Annotated in this window: 8 protein-coding genes; 2 read left to right on the plus strand and 6 right to left on the minus strand. The window is 72.3% G+C overall.

All coding sequences use genetic code 11. From position 1 onward, the window contains the following. Positions 1-121 precede the first annotated feature (121 nt). A complete protein-coding gene (locus ACQEVU_RS25055) occupies positions 122-1105 on the minus strand; it encodes an aldo/keto reductase (protein ID WP_433327523.1) in 984 nt (327 codons plus the stop codon). Between the two features lie 133 nt (positions 1106-1238). Between ACQEVU_RS25055 and ACQEVU_RS25060 the strand changes: the two genes are divergently transcribed. Continuing rightward, positions 1239-2102: a helix-turn-helix transcriptional regulator gene (locus tag ACQEVU_RS25060; protein ID WP_433327525.1), complete on the plus strand. Its 864-nt coding sequence runs from the start codon at positions 1239-1241 to the stop codon at positions 2100-2102. A 133-nt stretch (positions 2103-2235) separates the two neighbouring features. Here the strand turns inward: ACQEVU_RS25060 and ACQEVU_RS25065 are convergent, their stop codons facing one another. Continuing rightward, positions 2236-3420, minus strand: coding sequence for a cytochrome P450 family protein (locus ACQEVU_RS25065; protein ID WP_433327527.1), 1185 nt, complete (start codon positions 3418-3420; stop codon positions 2236-2238). A 128-nt stretch (positions 3421-3548) separates the two neighbouring features. Here ACQEVU_RS25065 and ACQEVU_RS25070 point away from each other — a divergent pair, with 128 nt between their 5' ends. Then, positions 3549-4196 (plus strand): hemerythrin domain-containing protein, encoded by a 648-nt coding sequence (locus ACQEVU_RS25070; protein ID WP_433327529.1) that lies wholly within the window; start codon positions 3549-3551, stop codon positions 4194-4196. A 223-nt stretch (positions 4197-4419) separates the two neighbouring features. Here the strand turns inward: ACQEVU_RS25070 and ACQEVU_RS25075 are convergent, their stop codons facing one another. The 4 genes from ACQEVU_RS25075 to ACQEVU_RS25090 all read right to left on the minus strand — a co-directional run bounded on the left by ACQEVU_RS25075 (position 4420) and on the right by ACQEVU_RS25090 (position 12190). Beyond that, positions 4420-8379 (minus strand): BTAD domain-containing putative transcriptional regulator, encoded by a 3960-nt coding sequence (locus ACQEVU_RS25075; protein ID WP_433327531.1) that lies wholly within the window; start codon positions 8377-8379, stop codon positions 4420-4422. 164 nt (positions 8380-8543) lie between these two features. Next, positions 8544-9482, minus strand: coding sequence for a ribose-phosphate diphosphokinase (locus ACQEVU_RS25080; RefSeq protein ID WP_433327533.1), 939 nt, complete (start codon positions 9480-9482; stop codon positions 8544-8546). 29 nt (positions 9483-9511) lie between these two features. Beyond that, positions 9512-10813, minus strand: a complete 1302-nt coding sequence (locus tag ACQEVU_RS25085; protein ID WP_433327535.1) for a glutamate-cysteine ligase family protein — start codon at positions 10811-10813, stop codon at positions 9512-9514. Positions 10814-11710: 897 nt separating this feature from the next. Then, positions 11711-12190, minus strand: coding sequence for a CAP domain-containing protein (locus tag ACQEVU_RS25090; RefSeq protein ID WP_433327537.1), 480 nt, complete (start codon positions 12188-12190; stop codon positions 11711-11713). Positions 12191-12550 lie beyond the last annotated feature (360 nt).

Below are 12550 nucleotides of genomic sequence, written 5' to 3' on the forward strand. Positions count from 1 at the left end.
CATCGGCGTCGAGCCGACGTCAGCGCGAGGTGCGAAGCGTCGCCGGGTAACGCTCACCACGGGCCGCCCCGACGGGCACGGCGCCTTCGATCTCGGCCATGTCATCGGCGTCGAGCCGACGTCAGCGCGAGGTGCGAAGCGTCGCCGGGTAACGCTCACCACGGGCCGCCCCGACGGGCACCGCGCCCTCGATCTCGGCCACGTCATCGGCGCCGAGCTCGAGGTCGAGGGAGCCAAGGGCCTCAACCAGCCGGGTACGCGTCCGCGCCCCGACCAACGGCACGATATCAGCGCCCTGCGCCAGCACCCACGCGATCGCCAGCTGCGCGACGGTCGCCCCACGCGCCTCGGCGAGCGGCCGCAGCGCCTCGGCCAGCGACACGTTGTGCGCAACGTGTTCGGCCGAGAACCGTGGGCTGTTGACCCGGAAGTCGCCGGCCTCCCACCGGTGCTGCGCCGACCAGTGCCCGGAGAGCAGCCCGCGCGACAGCACCTCGTACGCGGTCATCCCGATCCCGAGCTCACGCAGCGTCGCAAGCACCCCGTTCTCCGGCTCGCGGGAGATCAGCGAGTACTCGACCTGCAGGTCCGCGATCGGGTGCACGGCGTGCGCCCGCCGGATGGTCTCGGCGTCGACCTCGGACAGCCCGATGTACCGGACGAATCCCGCCTTGACCAATTCGGAAAGGGCGCCGACCGTCTCCTCGATCGGCACCGCCGGGTCGAGCCGGGCCGGCCGGTAGATGTCGACGTGGTCGGTGCCGAGCCTCGTCAGCGTGTACCCGAGGAAGTTGCGCACCGCCGCGGGCCGGTTGTCGATCCCGCCCCACACCGTGTCCGGGCCCCGCAACGCTCCGAACTTGACGCTGAGCCGCACCCGATCCCGTCCCGCCGCCTGCAGCGCGTCGCGGATCAGCAACTCGTTGTGACCCATCCCGTAGAAGTCGCCGGTGTCGATGAGGTCGATGCCCGCGTCCAGGGCGGCGTGGATCGTCGCGATGCTCTCGTCGCGGTCCGCGGGCCCGTACGAGCCGGACATGGCCATCGCCCCGAGGCCGAGCGCCGACACGGCGGGACCGGCGGCGCCGAGGTTCCTGCTGCGCATTGTGGTTTCTCCTGTACGTCGAGTGCCTTCACCGCCCACCCTGCCGCCGCCCGCGGTGCCTTTCCAGCGGAGCACTCTTCGTAGGAGCGCCGCTCCCTGGATGTCACCGCCCCGCGGCGGCGACGATGGGTGCATGCAGCGTCAGGACCTCGCCGACTTCCTCCGTCGCCGGCGCCTCGCCATCCAGCCCGCCGACGTCGGCCTCGTCGAAGGCCGGCGCCGCCGCACCGCGGGACTGCGCCGCGAGGAGGTCGCGATGCTGGCCGGGATGTCGACCGACTACGTGGTACGCCTCGAGCAGGGTCGCAGCGCCCAGCCCTCCGCTCAGATGCTGACCGCGCTCGCCCGCGCGCTGCGCCTCGGCGACGACGAGCGGGACCACCTGTTCCACCTGGCCGGCCACCAGCCGCCGCCGTCGGTCGGCGCCGAGGCCCACGCCCGCGCTGGCCTGCTGCGCATGCTCGACCTGCTCGGCGACACCCCGGCGACCGTCATGTCGGACCTGGGGGAGACCCTGGCGCAGAACCGCATGTCGACGCTGCTCGCCGGCGACCAGCGCCAGTTCCGTGACGATGCGCGATTCCTTGCGTACCGCTGGTTCACGGAACCGGACCGGGAGGCGCACCGCCCGGCGGACGAGATCGAGCATCACTCGCGGGTGATCGTGGCCGACCTGAGAGCGACGGCCGCCCGCCGGCACGGCGACGCCGACGTGGTGCGCCTCATCGCCCGCCTCCGGGCCGTCAGCGCCGACTTCGCCCGCCGCTGGGACGAGCACGAGGTGAAGGTCCGCCGCGCCGACCGCAAGCGGCTGTACAACCCGAAGGTCGGCATGGTGGACCTCGACTGCGAGACCCTGACGACGCCGGACCACAGCCAGGTGCTCATCGTGCTGACGCCGGCGCCCGGCACCGACGCGGCCGAGAAGCTCGCGCTGCTCTCGGTCGTCGGCCACCAGCAGTTCGCCGAAACGCCGAGCGGCGACTACGGTCCGTGACCGCAGTCGCCTGAAGCCCGCACGCGTACCCCAGCACACGCTGCGTAATCGATCGTGTGCCGCAGGTGCGACAAGCTAGCGGCTCCAGCGCGACGGCGGCCTCGATCGTCGGCAGCGAGCCGTTGCCCGCCGACTACCTGAGCAGCACCGGGAGGGCGGCGGTGCCGCGGATGAGCGTGCCGGGCCGCCATGAAACCTCGGACGGCGGCACCGCGAGCCGCATGTCCGGGAACGCCGTGAGCAGGTCCGTGAACGCGATCTGCGCCTCCAGCCGGGCCAGCGGCGCCCCGAGGCAGTAGTGGATGCCGAACCCGAACGCGAGGTGCTGGTTCTCCGGCCGGCTCAGATCGAACTCGCCGGGCGCCGGGAACCGCTCCGGGTCCCGGTCCGCCGACAGCAGCGACACGGCGACCATCGCCCCCGCCGGAATGGTCACGCCACCGTACGTGACCGGCTCCATCGCGGTCCGTGACGTTGCCGTCTCCACCGGGCTCTCCAGCCGCAGGAACTCCTCGACCGCGGCCGGAATCAGCGACGGATCCTTCCGCAGCCGCCGGTGCTCCTCCGGCAGCCTCATCAGGGTGTACATCCCGTTGCCGATCAGATTCACCGTTGTCTCGTGCCCGGCGAGCAGCAGCAGGAACGCCATCGACGTGAGCTCGTCCTCGCTGAGCCGGTCGCCCTCGTCCCTGGTCGCGATGAGTGCGCTGAGCAGATCACCCGCCGGGGTCGCGCGCTTACGTTCGATGAGCTTCAGGAGGTACCCCACGAAGGCGGCCGCCGCCTCGGGCACCCCCGCCCCGCCGGCCGACGCCGACACCATCACCGACGTCCAGTGCCGGAAGTCCGCCTGGTCCTCGATCGGCACGCCGAGCAGCTCACAGATGACCTGGATCGGCAGGTGAACAGCGTACTCCTCGACGAGGTCCGCGCTGTCCTTGCTCCGCAGCGGCTCGATCAGGGCCGCGCTGAGCTCCCCGACCCGCGGCCGCAGCTCCTCGACCCGCCGCGCCGTGAACACCTTCGACACGAGCCGGCGCAGCCGCGTGTGGTCGGGCGGGTCCGCGGCCAGGAGGTGGTGCGTCAGCGGGCTGCGGGCCTGCGGTGACAGGTTGCGCGCGTTGTTGCCGGCCCCCTGGCGCTTCGACAGCCGTGGATCTGCAAGCGCGGCCTTACAGTCCGTATATCGGGTGATGAGCCAGATCTCCATGCCGTTCGGCAGCGTCACCGGATGCACCGGCGCCTCCTGCCGTAACGCCGCGTACACGGGATGGGGGTCGTTCCAGAACTCCTGCGTGAACAGCATCGGAGACGTCACGCATCAACGGTAGCCAATCCGCGCTTTCCCCGATATCACCGTGAGGATCACGGCTGCGGGCCCGGCGTGGCGCGGCCGCCAAGCCGGCATTAAGTGCACGCCAATCGTCGTCGCGTCTGCTGTACCCCATGAAGAACACCGAACCGAACCTGCTCGGCATCACGATCAACCACCGCTCGATGCGCGGCGACGCCCGCCGCTTCGCCGACGTCACCCGCGCGATTGCGGACGGTAGCCTTCCGGGTACGCCCGCTCGCGCGAAGGCCATCCAGCAGTACCTCACCAACCTCTGCGCCGGCATCCACCACCATCACCAGGCTGAGGATGACGTGCTGTGGCCCGTGCTGCGCGAGACCGCCGGCGCCGAGGTCGACCTGGCCGAGCTGACCGACGACCACAAGCAGCTCGACCCGCTGCTGGACCGCGTGCGCGCCGATGCCGCCGCGCTCGCCGCCGCCCCGGCCGACCGCGACGCCGCGGGCCGCCTGTCGCAGAGCCTGGCCACCCTGCGTGACCTGCTCGACGAGCACATCGACGACGAGGAGCGCACGGTCTTCCCGATCATTCGCCGGTACGTCAACCACGACCAATGGCAGCGAGTCGAGAACGCGGTCCGCAAGGGATCCAAGCCCGGCTTCGAGCTGCCGCGGATCGAGCGCTACGCCACGGCGGACGAGCTCGTCGAGCTGCGCCGCGTGGCCGGCCCCGTGCTCCTGCTCATGCTCGCCGCGGTCCGCCCTGGTTTCGCCCGCCGTGAGCGCCAGATCTTCGGCTGAACCGCATGACCTCGCGGGCCGGCTCGCCGGTCGCGTCGCGGTTCCGGCAGGCGTTCATGGAGTCGCCGTCCGCGAGGGCAGCGGGCGGCGCCCCGGGGCCAGCGGCCGAGGGCGTCCGTCGCCGCTCCATTACCGAGATTGCGGAAGGTCGTCCCGCCGTTACCTTTCGTGAGATTGGACGGCCGGGTCGCTCAGCCCTCGACTGCTCGCACGGGGTCGCGACTCACATCCAGGGAGTAGCGCCGGTCCGGGCCGCCAGCTCGCGGGCCGCCGCGAAGTGCTCGTCGGCGGGCCGGCCGAGCGCCGTCGCCAGGCGGCCCAGCAGCTCGTCGACGGGCGGGCCGGTCACCGACCCGCTGGCCAGGCCGGCGAACTGCCCCGCCCACGGCAGCAGGTCCTCGTAGCAGCGGGCCGCGACGGCGGCGTCACCGATCGCGGCGGCGTTCCCGGCCCGCACCCCCATCCAGCCGAGCCAGTAGTAGTCCTCCCGGATCGGCGCCTCGGGCCGCCACCGGGCCCGGGCCTCGTCCATCCGCTCGCCGTCGACGAGGGCCCGCACGATGAGCTCGTCGACGTCGTCGGGGGCGAAGGCGCGTACCGACTCGAGGGCCGGCAGCATCGTGTGACTGCGCCCCTGGGCCAGCCGCACGAAGAACACGCCGCCGAGCCCGACGAGGCTCGCGTTCGGCTGCCCGGCCGCCTCGATGCGCTCGCCGAGGTCGGTGTACAGGCGCTCGGCCTCGTCGTAGTCGCCGGCGAACAGCGCCCCGATCGCGCCGAGCATCGCCATGACCAGCAGCGTCACGCCGAGCTGGCCGGCCGTGGAGCGTTCGAGCGCGCGGTCCAGATGCTCCTGCGCGAGCCGCAGGTCGCTGCGCTCGAGCGCGACCTGGTACAGCACGTGGTGTGCCTGCGCCTGAAACCCGAGTGACCCGGCGCGCTCGGCCACCTCAAGGAGCCGCTCGCCTACGCTGGGTAGCTCGTGCCGTCGCTCCGGGTTCAGTACCGCGAAGTAGCGCGCATTCAGCGCCTGGCACAGCAGCAGGGGGTCACCCTCGTCGTCGGCGATCCGCAGCGCTTCCGCGCTCGCCTCGTCGCACCGCCGTAGGTCCGTGCCCTCGAGCTCGTACACGAGCGCGACCAGGATCCGGCAGCGCAGCGCCGCCGGGACGCCGGGCCGGGCGAGCGTCTCCTCCATGAGCTGGACCAGCTGCTCGTCGGCGTACCGGGTCACGCGGATCGTCCAGGCCACCGGCGCGTCGAAGGCGCCCAGGGCCCGCGCGATCGGCTCGGCCCCCGGCAGCGCGTGGGCGACCGCGGCCGCCTCGTTGCGGGCCGCCCTTGCCCCGACCGCGTCGCCGGAGTTGGCCCGCGCCGACACGAGGCCGCACAGGAGCTCGAGCCGCGTGGCCGCGTCGACCGGCGCCAGCGAGGTCGCATTCGACAGGTACTGCATCGCCGTCGCCGCCCGCAGCCGCGGATCGTCAACCGCCCACGACTCTGCGTGTCCGCCCCGTGCCTGCCCGCTGGCCGTGGCGGTTGCGTCGTGCGGCATCGGCGCCCCGGAACGCAGCGCCGCCTCTCCCATCACCGACCGCCGTGGCGGCCCGATCAGCGGCCGCTGCAGCGCCAGCGCGTCCAGGGCGCCCGAGTACAGCACCGCCGCCTCACGGTGCGCGAACAGCGCCGTCGCCTGCCGCGCCGCGGCGGCCGCGTGCCCGGCAGCCCGATCGGCGGTCGCCGGCGTCACCGCCGCCAGGGCGTGGTGACCGAGCGCCGCCACGTCACCGGGACTGGTGCGCTCCAGCACGGCGAGTACGCGTTCGTGCAACCGCCGGCGACGAAGCTGCGGCATGTCGTCGTACAGCACGTCCCGCAGCAGCGCGTGACCGAACCGCACACGCCCCGGCGCGGGCTCCTCGAGCAGACCGGCCAGCACGCCCGCCTCGAGCGCGTCGAGCACCGCGTCCTCGTCCTGTGCGAACGCCTCGGTGAGCACGTCGATGTCGACGTCACGGCCGAGGATGGCCGCATGCCGCAGTACCGTCTGAGCGGCCGCGGGCAGCCGCGCCAGCCGGCGCCGCAGGACGTGCCCGATGCCGGAGGGGATGGCCCGTACTGCGCTGCCGGCGCCTTCGGCGGAGATGAGCCGCGCGGTCTCGGCGAGGAACAGCGGGTTGCCGCCGGTGCGCTCGTGCACGACCGCGGCCGTTGCGGCGTCGAGCGGCCCGCCGAGGTGCCCGGCGAGGACCTTGGCGGCGGCGTCCGGCCCGAGCCCGCTGAGGGCGACGTCGGACGAGCGCGGCCCGGCCAGCGCCGCGCGGGCCGACCCGAGCTGCGGGTGCGCCTCACCGGCACGGAACGTGGCCACCACCATCACCGACCGTTCGGCCAGTGCCACCGCCACATGCCGCAGGACTTGCAGCGTCTCGCCATCAGCACGGTGTACGTCATCGAGCACGACGAGGAGCGGCCCGCCGGCCCCGAGCCGCTCACCGACGGCCTGGGCAAGCTGGAACTGATCGCCACCGCCCCGCCCGGCGAGCGGCGGCGCCCCGCTGTGCCTGGCGACCTCCGACCCGCCATCCCGTCCGTCGCCCTGCGGCTCGCGACCGCGTCCGCCGAGCCGCCGGCCGCCGCCGCGTCCGTCGCCCTGCGGCTCGCGACCGCGTCCGTCGAGCGGCCAGCCGCCGCGTCCGTCGACGTAGGGCTCGCCACCGAGGTCGCGGCCGAGTCCGTCGAGCTGCGGCCCGCCGTTGCGCCTGTCGACGTGTGAGCCACCGGCCCCGCCGTCGAGGTACGGCTCGCCGCCGCGTCCGTCGAGCAGCGGCCGGAGCCGTTCGTCGCCACCGTCGCCGGCGGCGAGGTCGCGCAGCACCTCGGTCCAGGCCCAGGCCGGCGGCGCCCCGTCGACCTCGGGACACCGGCCCCAGGCAACCCGCCACCCACGCCGGGTGATCGCCGCCGCGAACGCCCGCAGCAGCGTCGTCTTGCCCGCGCCCGCCTCCCCGCCGATCCAGACGATGCGCAGCCCGCCGTGTTCGACGGCGCCGGCAACGGCGTTCAGCCCGTCGAGCTCGGCGTCTCGCCCGACCGCCTCGACGGCGGGGAACGCCGCCCCGTTCTCCGCCGCGCCGCCACCGCCTGCCGCGCCGATCGTCTCGCCGCCGCGCGTCCCGCCGGGTTCACGAAGTTCGGCTCCGCCGCGCACTTCGTCCGCGGAACCACGCGCATCGGGATCGTGGGCTTGAAACACGCCAGACGTAGCGGGCGGGCCACCCACCGTGACCGAATTCGTTCCGCCGTCCGGAGCCGAATCGGCGAACGGTACGTCAGTGGACAGATGCGGGGCGTGTGCGAGTACGTCGGCCTCGAGCGCCCGCAGCGCGGGCCCCGGATCGACCCCGAGTTCGTCGCTCAGCCGCCGCCGCGCGTGCCGTAACGCGGCGAGGGCGTCGGCCTGCCGCCCTGCCCGGTACAGCGCGGTCGCCAGCAGATGCACCGCCTCCTCGCGCAGCGGGTGCTCCTGCACGTGCCGGTCGAGCTCCGGCACCACGAGCGCCGCGCGCCCGAGCCGCAGCGCCGCGCGGCCGGCCGTCTCGACGCACACGAGGCGCAGCTCCTCGAGGCGGGCGGCCTCGGGCGCGGCCCACGGCTCGTCGGCGAACTCGGCGTACGCGGGCCCGGCCCACGTCTGCAGTGCCGCCCGCAGCAGGGTGTCGGCGGTCCGCGGGTCGGCGTCGGCGACCTCGCTGCCGCGCCGCAGCAGCGCCTCGAAGCGCCAGGCGTCGACCTGCTCGTCGGGCAGCCGCAGCGCGTACCCGGGCGCGACCGACACGACGACCGTGGCCGGTGTGCGGGGCACCCGCCCCGGCTCGAGGGCGCGGCGCAGGTTCGAGACGTACACCTGCAGTGCGGCGAGGGCCTTCGGGGGCGGCTCGCCCTGCCAGAGATCGTCGATGAACCGGTCGGTCGGCACGACGTGCCCGCCGGCCGCGACCAGCCGGGCCAGGACCGCCCGCTGCCGCGGCCCGCCGGCGTCGACGACCGTCCCGCCGATCTCGGTCCGCAGCGGACCGAGGACGTCGACACGAACGGTGAGCGCTTCCTGACGCGGTGCGGCGCCGGGGGCCGTCGCCCCGGCGCCGGCAACCGCGCCACGCTCCGATGCTGTATCACTCACGCCAGGTCACGAACACGCGTTCACTCACGTCGGATCGGGGCCGTCGGGTGCTGCACCGCGGAGGCCGGCGGACAAGGTCAACATCATCGGACCATGTCAAGCGGCCACGAACAACCGACCCGCCGCAGATCGGACACCGTTACCGAGCGGAGTGACGCCCTTGCTCAGTGGAACAGGGAGCTGACCGACTCGCCGTTGTGGATGCGCCGCATCGCCTCGGCCATCGCCGGCGCGATCGACAGCACGCGGAGCTTCGGCACCCACTTGTCCTTCGGCAGCGGCACGCTGTTGGTGCAGATGATCTCCAGCACGTCGTCCTGCTCCTGCAGCCTGCGCAGAGCGTCACCGGTGAACAGACCGTGCGTGCACGCCACCCGGATGCTGGCCACGCCGCGTTCCCGGAGCCGGTCGATGAGCTCGAACACCGTGCTGCCGCGCGCGATCTCGTCGTCCAGGACGATCACGTCGCGGCCCTCGATGTCGCCGATCACGGTACCGATCACGACCCGGTCGTCGGAGAACCGTTGCTTGGCGCCGGCGGCCACGGGTACCGACAACATGCGCGCAAACGCCGAAGCCGGTTTCGCGTTGCCCAGGTCCGGCGATACGACGACGCTGTTGGACAGTTCGTGACCGCGGAAGTGGCCGGCCAGCTCACGCAGCGCATGCAGGTGATCGACGGGCACCGAGAAGAACCCGTGCACCTGGGGCGAGTGCAGCGTCAGCGTGAGCACCCGGCTGGCGCCGGCCGCGGTCAACAGGTCCGCGACCAGGCGCCCACCGATCGAGATGCGCGGTTCGTCCTTCTTATCCGACCGTGCGTACGCGTAGTGCGACATGACCACGGTCGTCCGCGCCGCCGACGCACCGCGCGCCGCGTCGAGCATGAGCAGCAGCTCGACCAGGTGTTCCTGCACCGGCGGGACGAGCGGCTGGATCAGGAACACGTCGCGTTCGCGGCAGTTCGCCTGCAGTTGCACCTCGAGGCAGTCGTTGGCGAAGCGGTCCACTCGTACGGGCTGTAGCGGCACCTCGAGCTGAGCGCAGATCTCCTCCGCGAGCTCGGGGTGCGCGCTACCACTGAACACGGCAATGTCGCGCACGGACGTGACTCCTCGGGGCCGGGGTCTGGTCATCCCGTTGATACCACACCCATCCGCCGCTCCCGCTGCTGTGGCGCGTCGTCGGCCGGGCAGCGCCCCCGCAGGACGTAACGGTCGAGGAACTGCGCGACGGCATCACGCACCGGCAGCGGGGCGCCACGGCGAGCGAGCACCGACTGGGCGGTGGTGAAGCACGAAAGTGCTGCCGCGGCGAGAGCGGGATCTGACAGCCCGTCACGGGCGGCGCCGACCCAGTCGCGGTGGCGCCGCAACGGCGAGCGCAGGTGCTCGGTCGCGTCGGCCGCGGCCTGGGCGCCCTCCGGGTCGTCCAGCAGCGACGTCACCACCGCGACCGGCACGATCCAGTCGTCGCCGGCCTGCTGGTCCATCATCCGCAACTCCAGGTAACCGCGGGGTCGCACCGGTGGTACCAGCGTGCCGAGGTGGCGCTCGAGGTCGGTGAGCGTCACCGGCCGTGGCCCGTGCCCGCGCAGCCAGTCACGCATGGTCAGGCCGCTCGGCACCAGCCAGCGCCCGTCGCCGAACTCGTCGACCGGCTCGTCCTCGCCCGGCGCGATCATCGCGACCTTGGCCGCGAGCGCGTAGCGGGCCCAAGCGGTGCGGGGGTCGGCGGTGCGCCGCGGCGCCCGCGTCCGGCTGGCGTCGGTGCCGAAGCGCAGCGCCTGGCGGTAGGAGGCCCACCGCCGGCCGGCCCGGGTGACGTGCGGGGAGTTCGCGAACGCGGCCATCAGCACCGGGCCGATGGCGTCCGCGAGCCACCAGCGCCGCGCGAAGTGCGACCATTCGTCGCCTTCGGAGCCATTTTCGTCGGTACCCGAGTCAAGGCAGACCTGGATCGACGCGGAATTGGTCATCACGGTGCGTCCGCGCGCGCCCGACCGGTCGTGGTACTCGGCCAGCGCCACGTACCGCGGGTGATCCGTCACCAACCGTGGCCGGCGGACGTTGTCCAGGCCCGTGCCGTCCAGGTACAGCCCGTGCTCGGCGAGCGCGCCCCGCACGAGCGCCAGGTCCCCCGCGAGGGCGCTCGTGCAGTCGGTGAGCGACGCGCCGACGGCGCTGGACAGCTCCAACTGCCCGCCCGGCTCGATCGTGACGGCGCTGCCGCCCGGCAGCGGGTTGCCCAGGTGGGCCAGCAGCCCGAGCAGCAGCTCGGGCGCCGGGCGGTGCATGGGCCGGCGAGGATCACGCACGCAGTACTCCAGCTCGACCCCGACCCGCCCCACCGGCCCGACCCGGAACCCGGCGGCGGCGACGTACGCGGAGGCGGTGGCCTCGGTAAGGAGGATGGCGGGTGTCGTGTCGTTCACGGCGGCCTCCCGGATCAAGGGTGCGTGCTACCCAGGGTGGTGTTGCGGTTGGGAAAAGTGATCGTTCAGGTGCATGGCGAAGCGGCGGGCCCGGCCGGCGGCGGGTGCCGGGCGAGGTGCATTCAATTAGGCGGTCAGCGGGCCGTTCTGTCCAGCGCCGGAGGACAACGCACGATGAACTCTGGATGGGAGGCCGCTGTAAGTCCGCAGGTTCTGCGGGGCCCCGAACGTCGGCGCCAGAACTTGCTGATGGTGCGGAATCAGCCCCGGTTGCCGTACAAGATCGATGAATGTCGGTCTTTGATTGGTATTTCTCGCCGCTTGATGACACGTTTTCTGCGGTCGCGCTGCTGCTGCGACCGGTCGGACGGCCGGCGCGGTAATGGCGGGCGGCAATGCACGGTGTCCGACGGCGGTACGGCTAGATCACCTTGATTGTACCGGCTGCTGGCAAAGTGTGTGGTGGCCGTGACATCGGGTAGTTCGCAGTCGGGCGGCGCGGCGGCGTCGACCGGATCGCCTTCGGTACTTCAGCCGTCGCGCTGCGTCCACTGTGAGCGCGCCGCGGGTTTTCCATGGCGTGCACCTCTCAATTGCGCTGCGACGTCAAAGCGTTGCGTGCGCACGTGACGGGTGCTGCACGCCGCGCTGCTGGGGTGAGCGGCCCGGGCTTACGCGCCGGCTGCTCCAACACACGTCAACTGACGGGAGGGGCGCCATTTCTTTTGGTTCGAGCCGCCGCCGGCCGGCGCGGACCGGGTGATGTTGCGGCATTTTCCGCGTCGATCGCTGTGTGGATCTGTCGGGTCGCGCCCGAAAGCGACCCGGCTCCATGGCTTTGTGCCCACGGAGCCGGGTCGATGTGCCTGCAGGAAGACGTGTTGAGCGAAACGGCAACTACCAGGGACTGGCGAAGTCCTGGGTCCAGAAGGGCACGCCGCGGTAGTCGTACGCCACGGCCACGCCGACATTGCGGAACCGGCAGTTGAGAATGTTGGCCCGGTGGCCGGGGCTGTTCATCCACGCGTTCATGACGGTTCCTGCGTCAGGCTGGCCCCAGGCGATGTTCTCGCCGTAGGCGGACCAGCGATATCCGGCAGCTCTCACGCGGGTCCCCGGAGAGCCACCGCTGGGTGACCCGTGCGAGAAGTAGCCACGGCCGGCCATGTCCCGCGAGTGCTCCCACGCTGCGTAGTTCAGCCCCGTGCTCGGCGTGACCGGTCCGCACCCGGCTCGCGCGCGCACGCTGTTGGTGATGGCGATGACCCCACGGATCACGCTGGAGTCGGCCGCGAAGGCCGGCCCGGCGTGAACCGCCGCACCCGCCGCTACCGCACCAGCGACGAGCGTCGCGGCGACACCCTTCCGGAATCCCATCTCACCTCCACGATGTAGAGCAGATGGTCTGAAACTAAGCAAATCTCAGCTTTACGTCCGGAATCTCGGCAAAGATCGGGTTCTGCACCATTGATGCGCTAAGGCGCGCTCGGTCACAGCGCGGACAGCCGGCACGGTTCACCCGTTAGAGTGACAATGAGTACTTTCCTGATCACAATTAGCAGTCTTGGTGGCGGTGCGGTCCGCCCCGTCGCCGCTTGATCACACGGGTTTGAACCGGCCCGATGGGTCGTGTCCGGCCGCTGCGTGGGTCAATCGATCGCGGCGATGGCCGTTCGTGCGGCGGGGAGGCCCGCGCGTGCAATGCGATCGGCGTCGTCGGCGGTCGAGCCCGATGGG

It is taken from the genome of Dactylosporangium sp. CA-139066 (assembly GCF_050936175.1).
Classification (GTDB): domain Bacteria; phylum Actinomycetota; class Actinomycetes; order Mycobacteriales; family Micromonosporaceae; genus Dactylosporangium.